Origin of the sequence: Photobacterium piscicola (assembly GCF_900166965.1) — a bacterium.
In the GTDB taxonomy this organism is placed as follows: Bacteria; Pseudomonadota; Gammaproteobacteria; order Enterobacterales; family Vibrionaceae; genus Photobacterium; species Photobacterium piscicola.
On sequence record NZ_FUZI01000001.1, the window covers coordinates 717181 to 742806 of the forward strand.

Sequence of the window (25626 nt, forward strand, 5' to 3'; positions counted from 1 at the left end):
ATAACAATAGATATAAGCAGTAACATCTGTACCTAGTAGTAAGTTACGATGTAACAACCTGTTGAATTAATACTGACATACCATCATCATTAGTTAGATCATGAGTTAATGCCATCTGCATGATTTCTTCAGCATTATAGCAATTGCCATCGTAGACAACGACGATACTAGTATCACCCGCTTGTAAAAAATGGCTTTCACCATAGGGTGTATAACGAGTCGCTCCAATGCTGATCACTGCTTGAGTTGGATACTGACTCTGTTCTAATAAATCAGCAATATTTTCAGTCGGTCCAACATCTTGCTGGTGGTTCATTCGTTCAATAATCCAATCTAATAATGTGTCATGAAAATAACTGTAACCAACCACGGCACTGTCTTCACCATAACGATGAATTTCACCGTCACGACAATGGAAACTCGCGATACGGTAACGGTCTAAAACACCACCCGCAGAAAAATGATCGATAGCAATAAGATGATCGCTCATGCCTTTACTATTTATACCCCAGTTTTTCTTTTCACTGATTTTTTTCGCATGTGGTTTTCGAATTGAACAATCGTTATAAGCACTAAATTGACGTGGAATTAAATCTGATACCGTTTGACGGCTATCATCAGCATTAGTCGTATATATAACATCACAAACCAATGCCACTTCAGGTTCAATTTGAAGATTATCAGCATCGTTAGGAGGCGTGATCTGTGTAGAAGATAATGGGTATGTTGTTAGCAATCCAGAATTAATATTAGGAAGATAAAATGGAAAAATAGCTTTTGGCTGTGTCACTTCTTTTACTGCAACCGTAACAAAATCCGCAGCTTCACCCGCCTGTTCTAAATGCCCCGCAAAATTGCCTGCTACACCAAAACCAATACATTGATTAAACACGATTTATCCATCAATAAGCAAAAAATAGTTGCTTATGATAATCAAAATTTACGTCATTTTCCGTTATCAAGTTAACAATTATTCCAACTCAATAAACAACATTCTCATTTTTGATTCAACTTTAGTCACAATTTCATCAGCCAGTTAATCTTCCGCTAACTACACTGAAGATAATGGGAAAGGTAAGATAAGGAAGAATAATGCGTTTACAAATAAAACAAAACATAACCCGTTATTTTTTTATATTCTTACTTATAGTAACGAGCGCTCATCATGCAATTGTATTTGCAGCACAACCTACACCAAAAGCAATAAACAGTAATCCAGCTACGCGTTATGCGCCATTATTATTACCGTGGCAAGCAGCAATAACGTCATCAAATGTAACCTCTGTTTTATGTGGCGCCGTTATTATTGATGAATATTGGTTAATTACCGCCGCTCACTGTACCAAAAATTATATTCGTCATGTTATTGCTGGAACTTCAACAATTCCTCGGCAAAATTCGCAACAACTCGATGCCAAATATAAATTCACCATCGTACATATTATAAATCACCCTAATTATAATAAGGAAATATTTGCTAATGATATTGCATTAATCCGTGTTAATAGCTCTTTATTTACTGTTGCTAAACCTATTGTTATTGCGTCAGTAAATGAACAAATAGCAGCTAATAATATTTTTGATAATAACTGGGTAATACATCAAAACTCAACAGCAAATCTCATTGCATCAGGCTGGGGGAAATCCAATAATGACAGTAAAATAAACTACCCTAACCAATTACAATTAATAACATTAGCCGGTGTTCCTGATCAATATTGCAATGGCCTGCAAGCCAACAAATCACAAATCATTTGTGCTGATTCAAATATTGATGGCCTTCTAAAAGACGTTTGTAGTGGCGACTCTGGTGGCCCTTTAATTTGGCAAAACCAACAACATATTGCTAATAGTGACTTTGGTTTACGTGTACTTGGCATCGTTAGTAACGGCGCTCTGTGTGAACAAAGGCTCAATAATCCAACACAGCAGTACCAACAACTGCATGGACAATATACCGAATTAGCCGCATTACATATTTGGATTGAAGACACTATTAAGCAATATGACAACCTGCCCCACTTTTCTTTAGCCACACACTATAATTCACCTAATTACAAGTACGATCCATTCATCCTTGTCGATGATTACCCTCAAGACCAAGATCTTAATCTATTATTAGTTTCAACTCAGCCTCAATCTGCTGGAAATATACCAATTAAAGTTTTGATTATACTTGTAGCAATTGCTTTATTTCGAAAAAGAATCAATTTATTATAGAAGTGTAGATCTAACTGTCTATTTATGAATAATAAAAAATACATTATTGTCATCGATAATTATTACGTAATAATAGACCTACATTGATATTTAAATGGATATTATTAAATGGATTTCTTTCCCATATTTCTAAAAATAAATAACAAACAAATCTTAGTTGTTGGTGGTGGCGACGTTGCTTGCCGTAAAGTTGATTTATTATTAAAAGCACACGCAAATGTTACCGTTGTATCACCACAACTACATCCGCATTTGCAAGAGTTATTACAACAGCAACTGATCACACATATCGAGCAACCTTATCAGTCATCACAACTTAGTGGTGCAGATCAAGTGTGGGCAACAACTGACTCAGCAGCGCTTAATCATCAGATTTACCATGACGCAAATGCATTAAAAATCTGGACTAATGTTGTTGATGACCCAACATTTTGCGACTTTATTACACCATCAATGGTTGATCGGTCTCCAATTCAAGTTGCCATTTCTAGTGGTGGTGCATCACCCGTGCTAGTACGTTACTTACGTGAACGTTTAGAAACCTATTTACCACAAAATTTAAGTTTACTCGCATCATTCTCAGGCGAACAACGCCAACGTATTAAACAACATTTCACTACCGTAGATGAACGCCGAAAATTTTGGGAACAATTTTTCAGATTAAGTGTGGTAGAAAATGCCCATACAACCGAAGAATTAGAAGTGGCTTTTCAACAATTATTAACTGAGAAGAACCAATGTGGTGGAAGCATCTACCTTATTGAAACGGGGCATGATCCTGAATTACTCAGTCTTAAAGCATTACGATTGATGCAACAGTCGGAATATGTTCTTTACCATGACGATGTAGCTGATGTGTTTGTTGATCTATGTCGACGCGATGCTGATCGTGAACGCTGTGATCATAAAAATATTCAAGCTCTCACTGAAAATCTTACCCAGCAAGGCGTGCGAGTTTGCATACTTGCCACTAAAGATAACCACCGTCCAGGTATCAAAAAATACTGTGCCAACCATAATGGTATTTTCGTACCCATTTTTGGTTGAAATATTGTCACACAGAACTAAAAACGCAGAACCGAAGCTCTGCGTTTTTGTTATCAATACTTATTCATTGCCATATTTTTAGCTATTTATTTGCTCATAATTCGGTGATAATTTTGCATGTAGCCATATACCCGTTGTTTTCATCAAATAACCAAAGATAACACCAACAATAAGAGACGGAATCACGAGCTGCCAATCACCCGCTGCTGCAAATGTTGCACAAGAACCAATGAATGTACCAGGGATAAAGCTTAACCAGTGTTTCTTTGCTTGAGCACACATCATAAATGCGACAAGAGCTGTAATGACATAACCAATGATTTCTATATTAATCATGCTTGATAGCTTAATAATCACCATAGCCCAAAAAACACCACTTAGGTTAGTCGCAATGCTTAATCCAACCCCTTTCAGTCCATCTCGTTGCAAAGCAAAGTATGTTGTACAGCCTAAAAAGCCCCCCCAACTCAGTAATCCTAAAGAAACAGCAACCCAGCCCCATATTCCAGAAAGAATACCCGTTGTTAAAGCAATCGCAATAAGCAAAGACATCATTGATCCCGCATCAATTTTCAATGGTGCGTAGTCTATATTAACCAGAGCTGCACTTGAAACGATTTAGATCACATTCAGATAAATAATCTTACATTCAGTTACCATTTAAAGTGATACGTATCACTGCTTAATTTTCTGTATCAATAACTAAAAAACACAATAAAATCCAGATTAAAAATTGCGGTTATAGCAAACTATGATAATTTGTTCGTTCTATTTGTTTGCTGGAGTGTCTTGATGGGACCTTTAATGCTTGATGTTTCAAGCTATGAACTTGATGCAGAAGAACGTGAAATTATTCAACACCCTACTGTTGGCGGCATTATTTTCTTTGCTCGCAACTACGATAATCGCGATCAACTTCGAGCACTGATAAAAGATATTCGTAAAACAGCAAAACGCCCTCTTATTATTGGCGTTGATCAAGAAGGCGGACGTGTTCAGCGTTTTAGAGAGCAATTTTCTATACTGCCACCGGCTCGTGCATTTGCAGAATCAGACAATGGTTTAGCACTTGCAACAACCGGAGGATGGCTAATGGCCGCTGAATTACTGGCAATGGATATCGATATCAGCTTTGCGCCAGTATTGGATTTAGGTTTTGATTGTAAAGCCATCGGCAATCGGGCTTTTTCTGATAATCCGGCCGATGTTATTCGTTATGCCTCTGCTTTTATTGATGGTATGGCAACCGCAGGTATGGCAGCGACAGGGAAACATTTCCCAGGCCATGGTGGTGTAATTGCAGATTCACACCTTGAAACTCCATATGACTCACGTGACAACATCAAGCAACACGATATGACTGTATTCACGGATTTAATAAGCAACAATAAGCTTCAAGGGATTATGCCTGCACACGTCGTATTCAATGCTTATGATGAACGACCTGCAAGTGGTTCTGAATATTGGCTAAAACAAGTACTTCGTCGTGATTTAGGTTTTAATGGCGTTATCTTTTCTGATGATTTAAATATGAAAGGTGCTGATGTATTAGGTACCTATGGTGAACGTGCTGTTGCCGCTCAACAATCAGGTTGTGATATGGTTATGTTATGTAATAACCGTGAAGGTGCAATACAAGCATTAGATGGATTACCACAGACTCAAGTTTCTATCTTAAATTCATTATTGAAAAAACCAACACCTGAATTTAATGCATTAATGCAAACTCGTGAATGGAAACAAGCACACCAATCTATTGCACACTTAGTCGATACGTGGAATAACAAAAATAATTAATTGACTAAAATTATCGCACTTTATTCTTCATTTTAATTGGAGAATAAAGTGCCTTTTAATTATTAACTTGATCTTGTTTGTAATAGTCATGAAATTGTTCAAACTTTAATGGTTCTGAGAAATAGTACCCTTGTTGCAAATAGACACCATTATTTAACAAATATTCAGATTGTTCTTTAGTTTCAACACCTTCAGCTATCATTTCCATACCTGACTTTTTACCAAAAGCAATAATTGAATCTAAAACAGACAGTCTATGATCAAACGTACCTATGGTATCAACAAACATTTTATCAATCTTTAAGCTTTGCAATTTCAAATGTTGTATATAACTAAAACTGCCATAGCCTGTACCTGCATCATCTAATTTGACATTGATACCTTGAGCCTTCAAATAATCAATAACAGCCGCTGCTTTATTAAGATCAGTAAATGACATTCTTTCTGTAATTTCAAAAGCAATTAATTTAGGCGAAATTGATGACTTAATAATTAAATCAACAGCTTTACGCATATGCAGTTTATTTTCTAATTGCTCAGGAACAAGATTAATACTGATAATTCCCGAGCTTTTATTCCAATCTAATGAACTTAACTGTGCTAATGTTTTTTCAAGCAAAATATCAGTAATATGTATAATTAATCCGTTGCTTTCAGCATAAGGGATAAATTCATCAGGAGAAATTAATTCTTTTTTGTTAAACCACCATCGAACCAATACTTCACAACCATACATTTTATTATTTTTAACATTAATAATAGGTTGATAATAAGGAATGAATTCTTTACGCCCTATCCCTTTTATGATTAATGAATGTAAAGATAATTGGTGCTTAGCATAAGTGTTAATGACAAAGAAAACGAGCAAACCAATTAGCCCGCCAATAATAAATAATAACGGTTTTAAATCCATAGATATAAGTGATAACAATTGAGGGTCAACATAATTTTTTAATATTAAACTGTTTTTAAAAACTTCTATATTTAAAGCTTGTTTTGATAGAACATTTTCATCATCATCTTGAGAGTGTAGTGTTTTATTATTATTTGGTATTGAAACTACAGTTAAGATACAGTCATCACAATGTTTATTACGCGTAACCTTTGATATTATTGGTTCAAAATCAATAGAAACTTTACCCTTGGTATCTTCCCATACTAATGAAAGTATTGATTGTTCTTTGTTATTATCAATAGCCCATAACGAGATGTTATCTTGAAGATTTTTAATAAATATAGCTTGAGTGTGATGTTTAGGCTTACCATTAAAACTTGAACAAACAATATTATCATGCGTTTTTATATCAATATTTTTAATATAATATTTATTATATGTTTTTGTTTTTATATATTTACGATCACTTTTACTACAATCAAAATTAATATTATTGACTACATCTGTTATAAGTTCATGATACTCACCAATATTTGTACTGTAGTTATCAACCAATTCACTAGACATAGTGTCTAATTTAGAAGACAATTGTTCTCTCGCAATATAAGGCGATAGCAAGGTGAAGCTTATAGCCATAAATATAATGATGAATATAGCTACTACCATCATAGTACCAGCATAATCCGCTATTAATCGACTTTTAAACCATGATTTTATTTTATACAAGTCACTCATTATATTTATAATGTTACTCTACTTTTAATACTTCCTATTATATTGCAAATATTAACTGATATTATTCTTATCAACAATAATAATATACATACATTTAGAACGGAAAGGAGTGGTTTTATATTAGTTTATTTTATATGACAATGATTATGTATCAAAAATGCATAAAAGTACCATTTGGTACTTTTACCATATCATATTAACGATATTTACCATAAATGTTACTTATATCTTGCGCTATAAACTATCTTTTGAATAGTCGACAGATTTTGAACATTTTTTTCTCTCTTTAAAAATAATATAAAACGCACCAACAATAAACGCTACGGTGAGTATAATTTCCATAATTGACCTTTATATCTGCTAAAACAAAACCAACTGATAATTTCCAGTTCATAAGTCATTGGAATCTGATTATCGCTTGGCTCAAATCCTCCAATAACTTACATGATTGTACTAACAACAGCTCAAATAAGTTATAAAGTTGTGACAATTTACGGTTAAAATTTACGTTCCGCACAACATTTTGCATAAAACTCACGTTATATCTAACGTTATTGAGTATGACAATTCACAACATCATACTTTGCCAAATTTATCGAATTATAAATTCAACACAAACAATATGAACATCAACTCACATTGCATCTATATGCTTAGCCTTGTACGTTATTAATGGTGTGCAATAATATTCCCTACCTAAATAATAGTCATAGATTCCAATTTATCTCATTGATCATTAGCGCAATATCTCACATTGGTATAAAACAACTCTTATTAACTATAGTATTGAATACAATGAAAATCTTATTTTTGATAAAATAAGATTTTATCAGGTGAGAATTAATAAGATTAAATTGTTATTTATCATAATGTTAACAAACAACATTCATATTGATTTTATTATTCTTGGCGAATCAATTCTAATCGCTCAACATCAGTGTAAAATGCCACCATTTTTATACGGCTAATTGCGTATTCAAAGCTACTTTTTTGACACATCAAATGCTGCGATGAAGCAATCCAATCTCGAGGATGCTGTACCCTTTTATTATTATATTGCTGCTCTAATTCAGTACAATTTGCATATCGCTGGCAAGCATCATACCGTTCTTCTTTTAGCGCTAACCAATGAGCTTCAAATTGATATAACGCATTATGCAATTCATTCAGATTATCATTTGTAATTTTACCTTTGAGGGCATTAACTTGTTGTAATTGTAAAGAAATAAAGTCATTAAAATAATCCTTAGTTTGAGGGGCTAAATACGTACCACAATGCTCTCCTTGGCGAATATTGGTACTTTTATTTAATTCAGCAACATCAGCTGATGAACATGCTATAACTAAAAATAATGTACAGAGTAATGAGAATGGCTTCATATTACCCTCCAATAATAAGTATTAACACCAGTATGACTTACTCATTGTTGGACTGCTTTGATTATGCCAAAGTTCTTATAATTAAGATTTTTACATACAAAAAAGCCAGCAATGTTGTTAGCATTACTGGCTATTATTTGTTTTAACACATTATAATTTATTGTGTTTTAAATATTTGTACTGTTTCAAGCTTAGTCATTTTACGAATTTGACGCCAAACAAAATAGAATATTCCAATCATCATGAGCATTGAAGGAATAGCAATAACGGGGTAACTTAATAACGTCATACGACCAAGTTCTTCATTAAATGCTTCCGTTCCAGCCGGACTTGTTACTATTACTGTTGCTAAAATATAATTCATAACAGAAGAAAAAACGAAGGTACTTGCAAATAAATAATTAGATTGAACTAGGCAACGATCAAAAGCTTGTTGTTGATCATATTCCATTAGCTTTTGCTTAATTAAACCTAAATTTAAAATGCCTTCATTAAATATCATTTTAGTGACAATCGGATATTTCGTAAAAGTTGAACCTAGAACAACAACGCCAATAATACCGGGTATTAATGCTTCTTTCACTGCCAGCCATTGTGTATCAAGCTGTAAAATACCAATACCACCAGTAAGTAAAACACTCACAATACCAAGTATTGCTATAAAGTTGAGTTTCTTATTTTTTAATAATTCATAGCTACCAAATGCTACAGGAAAAGCCAAAGCAACTAATAATGCCCCTACGGAGCCTAAACGATCATCACCACTCATTTTCATTAAAATGATTGATGGAACAACAACGTTAAAAATAATCTCATTTAACGGATTTGCTTTCTTTTCAGCCATAATTCCTAATAATTTCCTTTATTCATAATTATGTCACTTTGAATGGAGCTCAACATAAATACGTTAATTCCGTACAACTCTTCTAAAATTATCGTTGGTATTATAGTAATTTTAGTAAAAGCTATAGAAACTGCTCTTTCTTTGTTTTGATTGTTTCGTTTATTATCATAACTGTAAAGCACAATATCGTTACAAATCATTAAAATATTCTTCAATAAAGCAACGACATTAATTTAGTCATCATCAAAAACTACCATTAACCGCTAAACTAGCCATAACAGCTAAAGTACATGCACACGCTAATATTGCTAACACGGGTTTAGTTTTAGTTAATAATGACATTAACCATAGCCCTGTTGCGGCCACCAAGCATCCCACACCTACCATGCGCCAGATAAATGGCAATAAAATCCCGGATTGGGTTTGTTCAACAAGTGTTGCTAAATCTAGACATGCAACAATAAAGACAATAACACTAATCAATGTACCAAATAATGGTAATCCAACATTCAGAGGATCAACTTTATGCTGTGCTTTGATTAGCATTGAATGTGCTAACAGACTTCCGCCAAAACCAACACTGAAAACCGTTGTGATTATATTGCCAATATGGCCATTACCAGCATTAAAGCTTAAAATATCGACAACATAAGCAATACTCCACAATAGCATGACACCGATAATAAGCTTACGCGATCCATCTTTTCCAATTAGACGATTTTCACACAAACTATAAATTAACGTTAAAGCGACAAACACTAAAACAAACACAACCATATTCGCATTGGTGGCAATGCTACTTGATGGTAATGCCATTAAAGTCGCTTCACGTATTAACAATGAAGCAATCAATAGCCAACTAATGAAAGGTAACACTTTCATTACTCGATCATGTTGTCCAAAACATAATTTACCCGACAGCATTACCCCACCAATAATGATGAACGCCCCTATCGAAAATTGCTCTAACACTTCAGACAATAATATTGACCAATTATTCCACTGCATTTTAGCTCCTAACACAGCTTTACTTAGACATAAGATATTGGTCGATATAACCAACGTCATATATCATAACGTATTTTAGTAAATGGCTATTTTGCCTAATTGTCTGAATGAGTGCAAAAAGCTTTGGTACAAAAGAACAAATTTACTCACTAAAATAAGCACTATAAGTATTTATAAAATCAATTAAAGCAGCAGATAACAACAGTCTTATCTATAAAAGCATATAAATTTCAGTTTCCTACCATAAACCTCATTCAGTTACAGGATAAAATTTACTTTTGTATGATCTAAATATAAAAAAAGATAACGATCAGAGAATTTTTAGCATTTAATAGGATAAAAGATTGACGAAGGATGATTGAAACAGGTATCTTATTTTTTATAGTGAAATAAGATTTAACATGCCATAAAAAATCTCATTTCAACCCAATTATTCGGTGCTCTATCTATCATGTGTACATGTATTGCTCTTATTTAAATAAGGCACACTCGATATAGAGTAAAATCACCACTTTGCCTGCTAATTTATCACCAGGCTATAGAATTAAAGTGAGTAATCAGATGTTTGCAATTATTAACACCAACGTATTCGATGGTAAAACTATTCAAGAAAACCAAGCCATCTTTATTGAAAACGATCTTATTTCACGTATTGTTCCAATGTCTGATGTATCAGAAAGTGAATTACCACAAGAAACGTTTGATGCAAAAGGCTTACTCGCATCACCAGGCTTTATTGATGTACAACTAAATGGTTGTGGTGGTGTATTACTTAACACTGCTATCTGTAAAGAAACCCTTGAGACAATGAATCAAGCCAACTTAAAAGGTGGTACTACACAGTTTCTACCTACATTCATTACCAGCGATGCTGAGTCAATGATTGAAGTGCTTGATATGGTTGGAGCAATGGATGATCGCTTACAAAAAGGCGTGTTAGGTTTGCACCTTGAAGGCCCTTTCATCAGCACAGAAAAGAAAGGCGCGCACCGCGAAGAATTTATTCGCGAATTAGACAAAAATACGGCTAAATATCTTGCTGATAATGCAGATAAAATTTGCGTATTAACCGTTGCACCTGAGAATACTTCACAAGAAGTTATCGATATTGTTCGTAATGCAGGTATTACCGTATCATTAGGTCATACTAATGCAACTTACGAGCAAGTTGCAGAGAAGGAAGGTCTAACTATGGCCACTCATCTTTATAATGCAATGACACCACTAGGCTCTCGTGAACCAGGCGTTGTTGGTTACATCTTCGATAAAAAACCACATGCAGGTATTATTGTTGACGGTATTCATGCTTCTTACCCATCAGTACGTATTGCCCACGAAATTTTAGGTGAGCAACTATTTATGGTAACTGATGCCGTTGCTCCAGCGGGCACAGATATGACTGAGTTTGATATGGCCGGCTTACAAGCTTACGTAACTGACGGCAAATGTCATTACAAAGACGGTACAATCGCAGGTTCAGCGGTAACAATGGAACAAGGTCTAAATAACCTTATCGATCACGTTGGCCTTTCTCGTGAAGAAGCATTACGTATGGCTACATTGTACCCAGCAAAAGCAATTAAAGTTGATAACGAATACGGCTTACTAAAAGCGGGCTACAAAGCAAATATCACATTGCTTTCTGATAATAACCAAGTTCAGCACGTTTACCAAATGGGTAAAAAAGCATTCTAATTTAAGTTCATAGCTTAAAGTAATAAAAAAGCAAAAGGCAGTCATTCAATAAATGGCTGCCTTTTTAGCAATGCGTTTTAATTTTGATGATTACATCTACGATGATGTTGTTGGAGTTATCATTGTTACTGTACGCTTTATTGGCGTAGAAAAAACGACCGTGTTACGTTTTTCAGCAACAGACATTTGATATTCTCGCAATTTGAAATAGCCGTAACTCACCACGATAGAGAAGAACAAATAAGACAGTGAAAATACAAAAGGTGAACTAAGCAAATTAGCCTTAACAACCCAGATTACGCCAATCACAGTAATCACTAATTTCGCCATCATCGCCACAAGTAACATAAGTAATGCTAATTGCGGATAACGTGTCGCACGAAAAGCTAACCAATACGCCGTTCCTATCGCGATAGCTGCAATACCAAAGCCTGCCATAAACGAATGGAAATGCTCACCAGATAGTATTCCAGCAACGATAGATAACAAGATAACTAATCCAAATATCATATATCCTCACTTATAATATCCACAAAACATCTCGATGTAGTCTCTAAATGTATTTTCTCACCTAAAGATCAACTTGTATATATGGAGTAAAAGATTCCATTAATGGCACTGTGCGTTTCTCAGTTGCAAAAAATAACCTAAGCAATTGTTATTAAATAATTATAGACGACAAATCAACTGATAAAATACTTAATAACGATAGCGATACTTTATTATAAAAAGACTATTTTCAGTCATTAATACCATAAAAACAATATAAAGCAGTTTTTTCCACACCAAAGAAGCCAGGGATATGCCGATTTACCCACATTTAATCGTGAATATTAGATTAGAGGATTTATTTTTCATCATTAACGAAAAAACCGCTATAAGCATGGATAAACTTATAACGGCTTCAAAAACTAATGAATAACAATGAGCATGAATATACTAATAGCCAATGTTATTGCACCCACAGTTAGTAATAATTCAAAGATATGTTTGGCCATATTACACCACGTGTTCAGTTACAACGTAACTTATTGCGGTTAATTAATAGCCTCGACTTCTTATGGTTAAGCGAGGTATTAACCTTTTATTTCTGTAATAATAGTATAATTATGAATACTAAATATTAGCTGAACAACTCACATCTGAATGTTAAATATTATATAGAAATGCACGCATTCGATTAATTTTTATCGTCACTAAAATTGCGACAAAATATACACAATTGTTACTTAAATAACATTTTTAATCATATTGTTATTTATTATCCATCGCAAATCACATTAATAAAATTGCTATTTATAATTATAAATCACATAGTTAAGTTAATATTGGCTGTAATATTATCATTTATATGCACTTACTTTACTCGCTATCTGTTATTTTTTATGTTGTGACGAGTTTGGTAACAAGCTCAACACTGGCTGCCCCCATCAAAACAGTGATTAAATTATCACCAGTTCCCATAACACAACATACTGTCGAATTACCTTTAAATGAGTATCATGCTTTAGAAATCTTAGCATTAAAGAAAGTAAGCAGCAGTCAGGTTCCTCGTCCTTATGAGATCCTATCAACTAACGATAAAGTGATGAACGATATCAATCACAACAACATTCGAGATGACTATGAACGACTCTTACTCAGCCAATACCAACGACCTGAATATGTTGCTATGGGTATTTTAGCAGCAGCGCACTGGGACAGGCTCCTCGCAACACTTAATCAAAAAGATCGTATTCTCTCAATTACAGCCCTCAGTTTAATTACAAATAATATTGCTATTAATCAATGCTATTACTCATTACAACAGGTAGATAATACCTTGATATCACCCATATTAAATTATTTTAATACCGACCAGCAGCTAGTCATTAAAGATAAAGCAGAAGAAAAACTATTAGCTATTATAGCCACATCCCCATTCACTATTACCTTTGAACCACAACCTTGTCAGAGATTTACACTCTTGGCCGAGTCGATGTTACAAACTACATTCATCCCACAGTGATTGTGGTTATATATCAATAGGAATGTAAACTTACCGGCTAAATTGACACAAAAACGACACGACAATTAATATACTGTGTCATCATAATTAATTAAACAATATCCACTATATGTATATTTCTTTTTATATACATAGAAAAATACTATATTTATGATTTAATAGTGGTTTTTAGTAGTTCGCTGTATAATGTTCGACCTAAATTATTCAGCTATCACAGTTACGGAATCCAATGAGTAAAATATCAACCTTTTTAAAAGGCATGGCGATGGGTGCAGCAGATGTTGTCCCTGGCGTGTCAGGCGGTACTATCGCATTCATCACCGGCATTTACGATACGCTGCTTGAAAGTATTCGTCGTATCAATCCAAGCTTAATAAGAATAATCCGCAACGGTGGCATTAAAGCCGCATTTGAGCACGTTAATGGTACCTTCTTAATCTGTTTATTTGGTGGCATATTAACAAGTATCTTTACGTTAGCGAAAGTGATCACTTGGATGCTCCATACTCATCCAATTCCATTATGGTCATTTTTCTTTGGCTTAATTATTATTTCCGTTATCCATATGCTTAAGCAAGTTGAAAAATGGAATATTGGTAGTTTTATAGCCATTATTCTTGGTGTTGTATTTGCCTATGGTATTACCGTACTACACCCTGTAGCGATGGATCCTACGCCATTAAATATCTTTATTGCTGGCGCTATCGCTATCTGTGCAATGATCTTACCAGGTATTTCTGGTAGCTTCATTTTACTCCTGCTTGGTATGTATGCTCCTATTCTTGCGGCTGCAAAATCAGTGGATGTATTCACACTTGGTTTATTTGCTGTTGGTTGCGTTGCTGGTCTGTTGACGTTCTCTCATGTACTGTCATGGATTCTACGCAATTACCGTGATCTTGCCCTAACGCTACTAACAGGCTTAATGATTGGTACTTTAGGTAAGATTTGGCCTTGGAAAGAAGTGCTAACATGGCGTACAAATTCACACGGTGAACAAGTGCCACTACTTGAGCATAACTTATCACCATTTAATTATGAGAATGTAACGGGTCACCCTGCTCTACTTGGTTATGCTATCGCTGCCATGATTTTAGGTCTTGCCGTTGTTTGGGGTCTTGAAAAATATGCTGAACGTAATGACTAATTGCCAGTAGCCTCAAAAAACATTTAAAGAGTAGCCGCCATGGCTACTTTTTTTATTCTTTGAATCTTATCCATGCCGTTACATCACAAAAAATTACTCTGCACCTACCTTTTATAAACATCTCTATTCATAATTCATTTATGCCACATAGATTATCAGGAAACATTTAAGGATGAATGGATGAAATACCAATGGTTAGTTCTTGCTTTGGCTTTAGTTGCTGGACTGTTTGCCCGTTACATGATGGACAGTAACGATCCAGAAGTTGCACGTGAACCCTACTACCCAATGAATTATTTGGAATCAGGTACAGAGGTTATTGATTTATTTGCCCCTGAAGACGAACGTATTCGTTTAGTCTATTTTGGCTACACACAATGTCCAGATATCTGTCCAACCTCGTTAGCTGTATTGTCAGCAGCTCTAAAGGCAATTCCACAACAACAACGAGATAAATTATGGCCTGTTTTTATTAGTCTTGATCCAATGCGTGATTCAGCAGATAAAACAGCTCAATATGCGGCTTATTTTGACCCGACTATTACAGGGGCAACAGGGACAGAACAACAAATTAAATCATTAGCAGACACATACGGCGTACTCTATATTAAAAACGAATTAAATAATTCCGAAATAAAATACGTCATTGATCACAATTCTTATTTTTATTTTTTAAAACCTTCCGGTGAGTTAATTAAAAAACTCCCTCATATGGCTAGTCCTGCTCAATTAATTGCAACGATTCCGATAATAACATCATCAATAACTGAGTAATAAATGAATAAATAGAACTAAGACATAGATCATAATAGTCGACATGATTCATATCTATTATATTTAATACTTAAATGATCTATTTTTTTAATTGCATAATATAAATAGCACTTATTTTTATCACTGCTTTTTTGCTCGTTTTTTAATCTATTATGTTATTTATTTGAGTATTTGCAAAATTTTACATTTCCCTGACTTTAGGTACTATTAAAAACGAGAAATTACTTGTAACTCCTTATATTAAGCGGAGTTATGCTCAAGCCAATTTAAATATAAATGCAAAAAAACGGTTAAATATGTACTTTTTTTATTCAAAAACGCGACAGATATCGGATTTTTTTTTCTTTGCTGAAAAAAATTAATGAGCAATTATAACAAGTTATGCCATAATGAATTTGCCAACTCAAACTTTATTCAACAGTTGTAGTGGCTAAATCAATATGGAGATTATATAAAAATGAAACGTACTGTATCTATCTTAGCTGGTGTTTTACTAAGTGCTTCTCTTGTAGGTTGTTCTAGCTCTGATGAAGTAAGTCAAATGCAGCAACTAACTAACAAAGTTGACACACTGTCTGAGCAAGTTAGTGCGCTACAAGGTCAACAAGACCAAATCGTAGGCGCAGTAAATGATTCTCGTGCAGCATCTGACGCAGCATACCAAGAAGCAATGCGTGCTAATAAGCGTATCGACCACATCGCTGGTTCATACACTAAGTAATCAATACTTAGCTATAAAATATCTAAAGAGATGGCTTATGTCGTCTCTTTTTATTTGTCTATCTTTACAATAATAATTATAAATAACCCTTCTCAATTCCAACCACATTATCTCAAATAAAAATAAAATACAGATCACAATAATATAAAGTTAATACATTATTAATGTGATTATCATATTTTATTTTTCAAATAATATGCAAAAAAAAACGAGATAATATTATCTCGTTTATATAGTAACAACGGGCTTACTATGATTTTAAAATTACAGGAAGACCTGATTGTTTATCCAGTTCTGAATATAGTCGTTTCGTTGCCTTAGTATCACCTTCTACATCTTTTAATAAGACTTCTGGTGCATCAAGACTTTTCTTAACCCCTATCTGAGATTCGCTCTTTGACAGTGGTGAATGTACTTCTACAATTAACTCACCATCAGGATCTCGTGACGTTTTTACGGGTTGATTAATAATTTGAACTTGAGTACCAAGAGCTACATGTGGAAACAGCCACTCAACATCCCAAGGGTTCATACGAATACAGCCGCCACTAACACGCATACCGATACCAAAATCTTTATTGGTACCATGAATAAGGTATTCGCCATGACCGTAGGCCAATCGCATTTTATAATCACCCAATGGGTTATCAGGCCCTGCGGGAACCACAGCCGGAAGAATATCCCCTTTTGCTGCATGCTCTTTACGGATTGAGGCTGGCGGTGTCCATGTTGGGTTTTTTACTTTTTCACTGATGGAAGTAGTCATACTTGGTGTTTCACGACCAACGCGACCAATACCAATAGGAAAAACGTACACAATAGAAGCATCATCTTTTGGAAAATAGTAAAGACGTAATTCAGCAAGATTGACCACGATGCCTTTATGAGCAACATCTGGCAATATAACTTGGGTAGGTATTTGTAATAGCTTTCCTGGCTGTGGTAAAAAAGGATCAATACCTTTATTTGCGGCCATCATTCCAAGAAAACCCACGTTATATTTATTTGCAATATCAGCAAGGCTATCCCCTTGCTTTACTTCGTAATATTCTGCTGTACCAACGATATTACTACCATTGGTTGGTAGCTTATATTCAATTGCATGCGCTGCGGATGAAGCTAAACATGTGAGTGACAAAAGTAATGCGCGGTACACGACAATATCTCCGGTTAAGATCTTACAAACATTCAATCATGGATGTAAAACGCTGTAATTAATTATACATACAATAACTATATTTAATTATTACATGTGTTTTTAAGCTTTACTGCCATACTACTTGATATTATTTTAATCTACTAGTTTATCGGTAACAGTAAATCTACAATAATATTGATCACAACAAACCAAGGAACAGCATGATAGTGTCATTTGATTATAACCTCTCATAAAAAAGAGCTGTTAAATCTTGGTAAGACCTAACAGCTCAATCAGTATTTTTAAATATTAAACAGTATATTGTTGGAGTAAATACTTCCATTCTCGTCGCTGTTGATTTAATTTCTGTCTAATCAACTCATACTGTTGCATAAATTCAAAGTTTTCATAATTATTTGCTAATTTTTTTTGCTTTAAATCTATTAAGCGTTTATTTACTTGGTAATAATCAGAAATTTTACTCATTAAGGATTCATATTCAAATTGTAATTGTTGCAAACGCGCACTGTTATTTGGTAATGATTTCAATTTGTTCTGTAACCGCATAAATTCCATTTTTGTCCGCGTTTTTTCTATCCTATCTGCTGGTGTTACTTTTAAATTTGTTGTCCAGCCAAGCCATGAGCAACTTTTGATCAACCATTTTGTTGGATCAAATTGCCACCAGCAAATGCCGTTGCGGTAATCATTTTCAAAAATATGATGATAATTATGATAGCCCTCACCAAATGTTAGCCATGCAATAATGCCATTATCACGCGCACTATTTCTATCGGTATAAGGTTGAGATCCCCACTTATGAGCCAATGAATTAATAAAAAAGGTCGTATGGTGACTTAATACTAATCGCAAAACACCAACAAACAACAAAGCTCCCCATAAATTACCAAGCAATAACCCAACCACAACAGGCACCCCGATATTCATGATGGCGGCTAATAATAAGTAATACTTGTGTTGCCAGACAACGATAGGATCTTGTTGTAAATCAACACAATTTGAATAATCATGATAACGGCTAGCTTGATATTGTCGTAACATCCAACCGATGTGACTATAGAAAAATCCTTTTTTAGCTGAGTATGGGTCTTTGTTATTATTATCTACATAACGATGATGAATTCGATGATCAGCACACCAATGTAGAATACTATTTTGCAAAGCAAATGCGCCGCCAAGAGCAAACATCATTCGCAAAAAACGATTTGCTTGATAACTTTGATGTGCCCATAAACGGTGGTAACCCGCTGTAATTGACATACCACAACAGCAAAAAGCCACGATGGTCATCACGACAAGCGTAAGATCGAGGTTATAAAAATAAAGGTATAGCGGCACACCAATAATCGCGATTAAAAACGTGAGCGTAAATAGAGCTACATTTAACCAAATAATAGGCGGTTTTTGCTGTTGAGGTATCATCCTTGTTCACCTTATTTTCAGCGTACACATGTAAGCCACATTATACCGACCGCTTGAGTGATTCAACTAACCACCACAATTAGCGTTATTACTACGCCAATAATGTGATTCCCACCACATCAAAACGAGCATTTATGCAACGATAACTGGCTTCTGAAGCTTGATAATAACCTGCAGGCATTGATTCTTTTAGCCCTGCGTCTACTAACGTATTATATTCCTCTCGTGTCATGATGACATATTCAAGATGCTCATCAATAATCGTCTTAATATTGTCAATCGTTGCTTCATCATCACGTACTAAGGTTTTTAAATACCCAGTGAGCACCGATAACGGCATTATCATCTCTCTTACAAGCAATTTCCGTTCCTGAATATGATGCGCCGCAACCGTTCGTTTACCAATATTAAATATCTGTATCCAATCGGGTTTACCTTGCTTTGTCACTAATCCATGTTGGTAGCAATAATATGACTCTAAAAACGTTCGTAAATGACTATACCGCTCGGAATAAACTTCTAAATAAATATGTTGTAATTCAAGATTAGCATTAAAGTTATTGATCTCATTCATATGTATTCCTTTTATTTGCTTGTTTTTGTTTGTTATTTTTCCAAATAATAATAAAAACCAACTATTTTTGAAATTTTTATTATTCGATTACGGTCTATTCAAATAACGATAATTATCATTTTGAATATTACCAATAGGCCGCTTATGCAAATAAAAATACGCCCTCGTTGGGCATTAACGGAAAGCCAAATCACACCAGAAGATATCTATCATCAACGGCGCTCTATTTTAAAAAAATTAGGGATTGCAGCAGTTGGATTACCATTATCAACCAATGCCCATGCTGGCCTGTTTGATTTTATCTCATCTTCAGAAGAGCCTGCAATTGATCATCGTCGACAATTAGCAGGAACAACCTCGTCATTATCGAATGCAGCATTGTCACTAACACCAGAGGATAAAATTCTTCATTATAATAATTTTTATGAGTTTGGAACTGACAAATCATCGCCAGCGGTACGTGCAGAAAAATTCATCACTGATCCATGGAAAGTTACAATTGATGGGATGGTAAATAAACCATTCACACTCGATTATGATGACTTATTTAGCCAGTTTACCTTAGAAGAACGTATCTACCGCTTACGTTGTGTTGAAGCATGGTCAATGAATATTCCATGGATAGGTTTTAGCTTACGCAACATCATTAAAAAAGCCGATCCACAACAACAAGCAAAATACGTCGCCTTTGAAACCTTATACGATCCTAAGCAAATGCCAGGGCAAGCCTCATCACGACTTGGTGGCGGTATTGAATACCCCTACGTAGAAGGCTTACGAATTGATGAAGCCATGCACCCATTGACCATGATCTCAGTCGGATTATATGGCAAAACATTAGCCCCGCAAAATGGGGCTCCTTTACGGCTTGTCGTGCCATGGAAGTATGGTTTTAAAAGTATTAAATCAATTGTACGTATCCATCTTACCGATAAACAACCACCAACGACTTGGAATCGTTTAGCACCGAGCGAGTACGGCTTTTATGCCAATGTTAATCCTGAGGTTGATCACCCACGTTGGAGTCAAGCCAGTGAACGTTTTATCGGTGAAGGTAATGTCTTTAGTAGTCGTCGCCAACCCACATTAATGTTTAACGGCTACGCTGAAGAAGTGGCAGCGTTATACAAAGGTATGGATTTAAAAAGGAACTATTAATGCTCACTCAACATGCTCAAAAGTACCGCCTCACCCCTTCTCGTGTCTTAATGATAAAAGTCACTATCCATACAGTGTCTTTATTTTTTATCGTAATACTAATTTACAACACTATTAACGGTGGGTTTGGTGCTGATCCAATCAAGGGCATAGAGCATTTCACTGGTAAAGCAGCATTAAATACATTGATACTGACACTATTGTTATCACCTTTAGCAAAGCAATATAAACAAGGAGGACTGATACGTCTAAGACGATTACTCGGCGTATACAGCTTCTTTTGGGCTGCACTTCATCTTAGTGTCTATCTTGCACTGGATCTGAATTTTGATTGGTCTTTATTAGGCAGCGAGATAATAAAACGTCCTTACCTTGCCATTGGTGCTATTAGTTGGATTATCTTATTATTATTAACACTTACCTCTACACAATCGATGCAGCGTCGCTTAGGCAAACATTGGCAACAACTGCATAATTGGGTGTATCTCGCTTTACTATTAAGCCCTATTCACTACTATTGGTCAGTAAAATCAGGATTGATTGAGCCAACAATTTACTTAGGTGTTTGTGCCTTGCTGTTATATTGCCGTAAACAAAAAATCATGAAATGGTTTACCAAAAACACCAATCAATACCAGACTAAATCAGCGGCAAAAAACACCAACCGCTAGATATTCAACTATCAAATCCAAAAGGAGTGCAATGTCCTCCTTTTGGTCTTTTTATTTAATAGATAATAATATCAAAATCACGTGATCCCGACGCATAAATACAGTTAGTTGGATTGACTAACCCCATGTAGCCACAGACAATACCAACAATTTTTTACATTTAGTGCTGCGGTTCACATGGAAGCTGTCCAATGACAATATCAACATCCCAACCATTATCTTTACGTGATGATTCAATCTTTCGTCTTTTTTGGCGCTATACTTTACCTACCATCGCAGCAATGCTTATTACGGGGATCTATGTTGCCGTTGATGGAATGTTTGTTGGACATTTCATCGGGGAAGATGGCCTTGCCGCTATTATGCTCGGTTACCCTATTGGTTCTATCCTTTATGCTATTGGTGCCATGATTGGTATGGGATCATCTGCTTTAGTCTCAATAAAAATGGGAGAAGATAATACTCAACAAGCGCGTCATATTGTTGGTAATGCACTGACACTTTGTATCATTACTGGCCTTATTTTTTGCTCGTTAGGGCTGATGTTTGGGCAAGATATTCTCATTTGGATTGGGGCAAAGAATCATATTTTATCAATGGCAACAGACTATCTATTTTGGTATTTCACTATGGGTGGGTTTGCTATTGTTTCAATGGCTTTTTCTGCATTATTGCGTAACGATGGTCAGCCTAATCGCGTAACATTGATCATGATCTTAGGTGGCATATTAAATATCTTTCTCGATTGGTTATTTATTGTTGTCATTCCTTGGGGATTAACCGGTGCCGCAATTGCTACCATGCTATCGCAGGCCGTTACCTGTATCTTATGCCTACAACACTTTTTCACCGATAAAACACAATTACGTATTGGCAGAGATAGCCTTAAAATAAAATGGGATACTGTATTACAAATACTTAAATTAGGCACATCCAGTTTATTAATGTACATGTACCTATCTGTGGTATTAATTCTACATAGCAAAGCTTTTCTATTAGTAGGAAAACCCATTCATGTCGCCGCTTACAGCATCGTTAGTTACACTGAGGCATTCTTTTATTTGATTTTTGAAGGTATCGCACTAGGCACTCAACCCCTTGTCAGCTTTAATACCGGAGCAGGTCTTAAAGATCGCGTCATTAAAATTCGAAACCTTGCATTTGCCATGACCTTATTGATAGCCGTTATTGGTGTCATTACTTTATATAGTATTCCTGATGCCGTAGTGTATATGTTTGCAGGTAATAATCCGCTCCTTCAACCTGAAGCAGTGAAAGGTATGTCGCTCTATTTTTGGGGGCTGCCTTTTGAAGGAGCATTACTCATAGGTGCAACCTACTTTCAGGCGATAAATATGCCTAAAGAAGCCTCTCTATTAACAGGGGGGAAACTCATTCTAATCACAATTATTATTTTTGTGCTGGCGCATACAATTGGCGTTACTGGTGTTTGGCTCGCGTTACCTATTTGTAGTGCTTTGCTTACACTATGGATGGTATTTAGACTACGTAAACTCTCCAAAACTATTGCGTAAATAGAATATTAACCCACTGTTATTATTATAAAATCGTCATTTAATTATAGCTGACGATTTTATGGTTCAACGATCCCCACGATACAGCCTTACCTACGATATAGCCCTATCTACATCATAGATTTCTTCCGCCACAGAGCACTTATAACAATATAATCAAACAATCTATGCGTAAAAATCATAGCCAAAATGAAAACCATTCATTTTACTCATATAGATATTAGTCATACTATTCTTTCAAGATTTAAAGGCAGCATATCACACCCAAATATGGTTCAAGATAATGGCAATAATAAAAGCCAACCTATTAATATTGAAAGTAATAACCAGCACCTCAATCAACATTTATAACATTGAATAAATGGCACTTAATCAAAAAGAGAGCAATAAACAGCATTGCTCACTCGCATTCAAATTTTTATTATAGAGGTAAGTAGTATGACAATCCCAACAACTGACATGCTTGAAGCATGGCGTGGTTTTAGTAAAGGCGAATGGCAAACTAGCGTTAATACACGTGACTTTATTCAAACTAACTATACGCCATATGAAGGTGATGAGTCTTTCTTAGCCGAAGTAACCGAGACAACTACTACGTTGTGGAATGATGTGATGGAAGGCATCAAGCAAGAAAGCAGCACTCATGCTCCCGTTGATTTTGATACAGACTTACCTTCAACCGTTACTTCTCATGGTGCTGGCTATATTAATCAAGATCTTGAAACCATTGTCGGTCTACAAACAGATAAACCACTAAAGCGTGCAATTATTGCCAATGGCGGTATTCGCATGGTGAAAAATTCATGTGAAGTTTACGGCCGTGAATTAGACCCAATGGTTGAAAAAATCTTTACTGATTACCGCAAAACACATAACAAAGCTTGTTTTGATTTATACACCAAAGAAATTTTAGCTTGTCGCCGTTCTGGTATTATCACTGGTCTACCTGATGCCTATGGCCGCGGTCGTATTATTGGCGATTACCGTCGTTTAGCCCTTTATGGTATCGATTTTCTTAAAGCCGATAAAATAGAGCAATTTAACTCAACTCAATCTTTCCTTGAACAAGGCCAAGATTTAGAAAAAACCATGCGTCTACGTGAAGAGCTTGCTGATCAAGTTCAAGCATTAGAAGATATTCGCACAATGGGGCTTACATACAGCATTGACATGTCTTTACCTGCCCGCACGGCACAAGAAGCCATTCAATTTACCTACTTTGGCTACCTTGCGGCGGTTAAATCACAAAATGGCGCAGCGATGTCGCTTGGTCGTACATCAACATTTATTGATGTCTTTGTTGAGCGTGATATCGCTAATCGTTTAATTACCGAACAACAAGCACAAGAAATGGTGGATCATTTCATCATGAAACTGCGTATGGTACGTTTCCTACGTACACCAGAGTACGATTCATTGTTTTCTGGCGACCCAATTTGGGCAACAGAAGCAATGGCAGGTATGGGTGTTGATGGTCGTACATTAGTCACTAAAACCACATTCCGTTACCTACATACTTTACATACAATGGGTCCTGCTCCTGAGCCAAACATGACTATTCTTTGGTCTGAGCAACTGCCTATCGCCTTTAAGCAATACGCGGCAAAAGTCTCCATTGAAACATCGTCTGTTCAATACGAAAACGATGATCTAATGCGCCCTGATTTTGACAACGATGATTACGCTATCGCATGTTGTGTAAGCCCACAGATTGTTGGTAAGCACATGCAGTTCTTTGGTGCGCGAGCCAACCTTGCTAAAGCATTACTGTATACCATCAATGGTGGTATTGATGAGAAATCACAACAACAAGTAGGCCCTCAGGTTGCTAAAATCACGGATGAAGTGCTTAATTTTGATACGCTAATGCCTCGTTATGATGCCATGCTTGATTGGTTAGCGACTCAATACGTCACCGCACTTAATATTATTCATTACTCTCATGACCGTTACAGCTATGAAGCGTCACTAATGGCATTAATGGATCGCGATGTTCGCCGTACTATGGCTTGTGGTATTGCAGGTCTTTCTGTTGTCGCTGACTCATTAGCAGCCATCAAGTTTGCTAAAGTAACACCGATTCGTGATGAAAATGGCGTGGCTATCGATTTTGAAATTGAAGGCGATTACCCTAAATTTGGTAATAACGACGCTCGTGTGGATGATATCGCTTGTGATTTAGTTGAACGCTTCATGAAGAAGATTCAAACAATGCATATGTATCGTGAAGCAATTCCAACACAATCAATCTTAACCATTACCTCTAATGTTGTATACGGTAAGAAAACGGGTAATACACCTGATGGTCGTCGTGCTGGTATGCCATTTGGTCCTGGTGCGAACCCAATGCATGGTCGTGATGAAAATGGCGCCGTTGCTTCATTAACATCAGTATCAAAACTGCCATTCGCTTATGCAAAAGATGGTATTTCTTATACTTTCTCTATCGTGCCAAATGCATTAGGCAAAGATGAAAATACACAAAAGCAAAACCTTGCAGCATTAATGGATGGTTACTTCCACCACGAAACAGCAGGTGCAGCAGACGGTATTGAAGGTGGCCAACACCTAAACGTGAACGTATTAAACCGCGACACATTATTAGATGCAGTTGAACACCCAGAGAAATACCCTCAGCTAACTATTCGTGTATCAGGTTATGCCGTACGTTTTAATTCTTTAACACGTGAACAACAGCAAGACGTAATTGCTCGTACATTTACCAGTAAAATATAACAGCAGCAATAAAGATAGCGATAAACAAAATGGCATGACTACCTAGTTTTGTTTGTTATCTCACGCCACTTTATACTTAAATAAGGTGGCGTTTTCTTTT

At 35.6% G+C, this 25626-nt stretch carries 22 protein-coding genes; 12 read left to right on the forward strand and 10 right to left on the reverse strand.

The annotated features are described in order from the left end of the window. Positions 1 to 43: 43 nt before the first annotated feature. Complete coding sequence (locus CZ809_RS03310) at positions 44 to 895, reverse strand: DUF5718 family protein (protein WP_370738014.1); 852 nt, start codon at positions 893 to 895, stop codon at positions 44 to 46. A 197-nt stretch (positions 896 to 1092) separates the two neighbouring features. On the opposite strand from CZ809_RS03310, the gene CZ809_RS03315 reads away from it, so the two are divergent. Together CZ809_RS03315 and CZ809_RS03320 are read left to right on the forward strand one after the other, a co-directional pair. Then, positions 1093 to 2220 (forward strand): S1 family peptidase, encoded by a 1128-nt coding sequence (locus tag CZ809_RS03315; protein ID WP_080155998.1) that lies wholly within the window; start codon positions 1093 to 1095, stop codon positions 2218 to 2220. Between the two features lie 108 nt (positions 2221 to 2328). Beyond that, positions 2329 to 3267, forward strand: a complete 939-nt coding sequence (locus CZ809_RS03320) for an NAD(P)-dependent oxidoreductase (RefSeq protein ID WP_080155999.1) — start codon at positions 2329 to 2331, stop codon at positions 3265 to 3267. A gap of 78 nt (positions 3268 to 3345) precedes the next feature. Here CZ809_RS03320 and CZ809_RS03325 read toward each other — a convergent pair whose 3' ends face one another. Continuing rightward, on the reverse strand, positions 3346 to 3819 hold the full coding sequence (locus CZ809_RS03325; protein ID WP_080156000.1) for a DUF1097 domain-containing protein: 474 nt from the start codon (positions 3817 to 3819) through the stop codon (positions 3346 to 3348). Between the two features lie 240 nt (positions 3820 to 4059). Between CZ809_RS03325 and nagZ the strand changes: the two genes are divergently transcribed. Then, positions 4060 to 5064 (forward strand): beta-N-acetylhexosaminidase, encoded by a 1005-nt coding sequence (gene nagZ / locus CZ809_RS03330; RefSeq protein WP_080156001.1) that lies wholly within the window; start codon positions 4060 to 4062, stop codon positions 5062 to 5064. A gap of 55 nt (positions 5065 to 5119) precedes the next feature. Here the strand turns inward: nagZ and CZ809_RS03335 are convergent, their stop codons facing one another. The 4 genes from CZ809_RS03335 to CZ809_RS03355 all read right to left on the reverse strand — a co-directional run bounded on the left by CZ809_RS03335 (position 5120) and on the right by CZ809_RS03355 (position 9926). Then, entirely contained in the window at positions 5120 to 6685 is a 1566-nt protein-coding gene (locus tag CZ809_RS03335) for an EAL domain-containing protein (RefSeq protein WP_159447929.1), read from the reverse strand. Between the two features lie 909 nt (positions 6686 to 7594). Continuing rightward, a complete protein-coding gene (locus CZ809_RS03340; RefSeq protein ID WP_080156003.1) occupies positions 7595 to 8074 on the reverse strand; it encodes a hypothetical protein in 480 nt (159 codons plus the stop codon). A 157-nt stretch (positions 8075 to 8231) separates the two neighbouring features. Further along, positions 8232 to 8918, reverse strand: coding sequence for a VC0807 family protein (locus CZ809_RS03345; RefSeq protein ID WP_080156004.1), 687 nt, complete (start codon positions 8916 to 8918; stop codon positions 8232 to 8234). Between the two features lie 243 nt (positions 8919 to 9161). After that, positions 9162 to 9926, reverse strand: a complete 765-nt coding sequence (locus tag CZ809_RS03355) for a hypothetical protein (RefSeq protein WP_080156006.1) — start codon at positions 9924 to 9926, stop codon at positions 9162 to 9164. Between the two features lie 561 nt (positions 9927 to 10487). On the opposite strand from CZ809_RS03355, the gene nagA reads away from it, so the two are divergent. Beyond that, entirely contained in the window at positions 10488 to 11621 is a 1134-nt protein-coding gene (gene nagA / locus CZ809_RS03360; RefSeq protein WP_080156007.1) for an N-acetylglucosamine-6-phosphate deacetylase, read from the forward strand. Between the two features lie 96 nt (positions 11622 to 11717). Here the strand turns inward: nagA and CZ809_RS03365 are convergent, their stop codons facing one another. Continuing rightward, on the reverse strand, positions 11718 to 12131 hold the full coding sequence (locus tag CZ809_RS03365) for an NADH:ubiquinone oxidoreductase (RefSeq protein WP_080156008.1): 414 nt from the start codon (positions 12129 to 12131) through the stop codon (positions 11718 to 11720). Positions 12132 to 13011: 880 nt separating this feature from the next. On the opposite strand from CZ809_RS03365, the gene CZ809_RS03370 reads away from it, so the two are divergent. From CZ809_RS03370 to CZ809_RS03385, 4 genes are all read left to right on the forward strand, one after another. Continuing rightward, positions 13012 to 13629, forward strand: coding sequence for a hypothetical protein (locus CZ809_RS03370; protein ID WP_235865833.1), 618 nt, complete (start codon positions 13012 to 13014; stop codon positions 13627 to 13629). 229 nt (positions 13630 to 13858) lie between these two features. Then, on the forward strand, positions 13859 to 14776 hold the full coding sequence (locus CZ809_RS03375) for a polyprenyl-phosphate transporter (RefSeq protein ID WP_080156010.1): 918 nt from the start codon (positions 13859 to 13861) through the stop codon (positions 14774 to 14776). 180 nt (positions 14777 to 14956) lie between these two features. Continuing rightward, a complete protein-coding gene (locus CZ809_RS03380) occupies positions 14957 to 15550 on the forward strand; it encodes an SCO family protein (protein WP_080156011.1) in 594 nt (197 codons plus the stop codon). A gap of 457 nt (positions 15551 to 16007) precedes the next feature. Next, positions 16008 to 16271, forward strand: coding sequence for an Lpp/OprI family alanine-zipper lipoprotein (locus CZ809_RS03385; protein ID WP_080156012.1), 264 nt, complete (start codon positions 16008 to 16010; stop codon positions 16269 to 16271). A 250-nt stretch (positions 16272 to 16521) separates the two neighbouring features. Here CZ809_RS03385 and CZ809_RS03390 read toward each other — a convergent pair whose 3' ends face one another. The 3 genes from CZ809_RS03390 to CZ809_RS03400 all read right to left on the reverse strand — a co-directional run bounded on the left by CZ809_RS03390 (position 16522) and on the right by CZ809_RS03400 (position 19426). After that, a complete protein-coding gene (locus tag CZ809_RS03390; RefSeq protein WP_080156013.1) occupies positions 16522 to 17427 on the reverse strand; it encodes a L,D-transpeptidase family protein in 906 nt (301 codons plus the stop codon). Between the two features lie 291 nt (positions 17428 to 17718). Further along, positions 17719 to 18852, reverse strand: a complete 1134-nt coding sequence (locus tag CZ809_RS03395; protein ID WP_080156014.1) for an acyl-CoA desaturase — start codon at positions 18850 to 18852, stop codon at positions 17719 to 17721. A 91-nt stretch (positions 18853 to 18943) separates the two neighbouring features. Next, complete coding sequence (locus tag CZ809_RS03400) at positions 18944 to 19426, reverse strand: hypothetical protein (protein WP_080156015.1); 483 nt, start codon at positions 19424 to 19426, stop codon at positions 18944 to 18946. Positions 19427 to 19570: 144 nt separating this feature from the next. Here CZ809_RS03400 and msrP point away from each other — a divergent pair, with 144 nt between their 5' ends. The 4 genes from msrP to pflB all read left to right on the forward strand — a co-directional run bounded on the left by msrP (position 19571) and on the right by pflB (position 25526). Continuing rightward, on the forward strand, positions 19571 to 20584 hold the full coding sequence (gene msrP / locus CZ809_RS03405) for a protein-methionine-sulfoxide reductase catalytic subunit MsrP (RefSeq protein WP_080156016.1): 1014 nt from the start codon (positions 19571 to 19573) through the stop codon (positions 20582 to 20584). After that, complete coding sequence (gene msrQ / locus CZ809_RS03410; protein WP_080156017.1) at positions 20584 to 21255, forward strand: protein-methionine-sulfoxide reductase heme-binding subunit MsrQ; 672 nt, start codon at positions 20584 to 20586, stop codon at positions 21253 to 21255. Before msrP ends, msrQ begins: the two co-directional genes overlap by 1 nt. Positions 21256 to 21446: 191 nt before the next feature. Continuing rightward, the gene (locus CZ809_RS03415; protein WP_080156018.1) at positions 21447 to 22790 is read left to right on the forward strand and encodes an MATE family efflux transporter; all 1344 of its coding nucleotides are present in this window, start codon (positions 21447 to 21449) and stop codon (positions 22788 to 22790) included. A 438-nt stretch (positions 22791 to 23228) separates the two neighbouring features. Further along, positions 23229 to 25526: a formate C-acetyltransferase gene (gene pflB / locus CZ809_RS03420; RefSeq protein ID WP_080156019.1), complete on the forward strand. Its 2298-nt coding sequence runs from the start codon at positions 23229 to 23231 to the stop codon at positions 25524 to 25526. The last annotated feature ends 100 nt before the right edge of the window (positions 25527 to 25626 follow it).

Coding starts and splice junctions, on each gene's coding strand:
- CZ809_RS03315 (WP_080155998.1), top strand. CDS start 1,093: ATGCGTTTACAAATAAAACAAAACATAACCCGTTATTTTTTTATATTC.
- CZ809_RS03320 (WP_080155999.1), top strand. CDS start 2,329: ATGGATTTCTTTCCCATATTTCTAAAAATAAATAACAAACAAATCTTA.
- CZ809_RS03325 (WP_080156000.1), bottom strand. CDS start 3,819: ATGTCTTTGCTTATTGCGATTGCTTTAACAACGGGTATTCTTTCTGGA.
- nagZ (WP_080156001.1), top strand. CDS start 4,060: ATGGGACCTTTAATGCTTGATGTTTCAAGCTATGAACTTGATGCAGAA.
- CZ809_RS03340 (WP_080156003.1), bottom strand. CDS start 8,074: ATGAAGCCATTCTCATTACTCTGTACATTATTTTTAGTTATAGCATGT.
- CZ809_RS03345 (WP_080156004.1), bottom strand. CDS start 8,918: ATGGCTGAAAAGAAAGCAAATCCGTTAAATGAGATTATTTTTAACGTT.
- CZ809_RS03355 (WP_080156006.1), bottom strand. CDS start 9,926: ATGCAGTGGAATAATTGGTCAATATTATTGTCTGAAGTGTTAGAGCAA.
- nagA (WP_080156007.1), top strand. CDS start 10,488: ATGTTTGCAATTATTAACACCAACGTATTCGATGGTAAAACTATTCAA.
- CZ809_RS03365 (WP_080156008.1), bottom strand. CDS start 12,131: ATGATATTTGGATTAGTTATCTTGTTATCTATCGTTGCTGGAATACTA.
- CZ809_RS03375 (WP_080156010.1), top strand. CDS start 13,859: ATGAGTAAAATATCAACCTTTTTAAAAGGCATGGCGATGGGTGCAGCA.
- CZ809_RS03380 (WP_080156011.1), top strand. CDS start 14,957: ATGAAATACCAATGGTTAGTTCTTGCTTTGGCTTTAGTTGCTGGACTG.
- CZ809_RS03385 (WP_080156012.1), top strand. CDS start 16,008: ATGAAACGTACTGTATCTATCTTAGCTGGTGTTTTACTAAGTGCTTCT.
- CZ809_RS03395 (WP_080156014.1), bottom strand. CDS start 18,852: ATGATACCTCAACAGCAAAAACCGCCTATTATTTGGTTAAATGTAGCT.
- CZ809_RS03400 (WP_080156015.1), bottom strand. CDS start 19,426: ATGAATGAGATCAATAACTTTAATGCTAATCTTGAATTACAACATATT.
- msrP (WP_080156016.1), top strand. CDS start 19,571: ATGCAAATAAAAATACGCCCTCGTTGGGCATTAACGGAAAGCCAAATC.
- msrQ (WP_080156017.1), top strand. CDS start 20,584: ATGCTCACTCAACATGCTCAAAAGTACCGCCTCACCCCTTCTCGTGTC.
- CZ809_RS03415 (WP_080156018.1), top strand. CDS start 21,447: ATGACAATATCAACATCCCAACCATTATCTTTACGTGATGATTCAATC.
- pflB (WP_080156019.1), top strand. CDS start 23,229: ATGACAATCCCAACAACTGACATGCTTGAAGCATGGCGTGGTTTTAGT.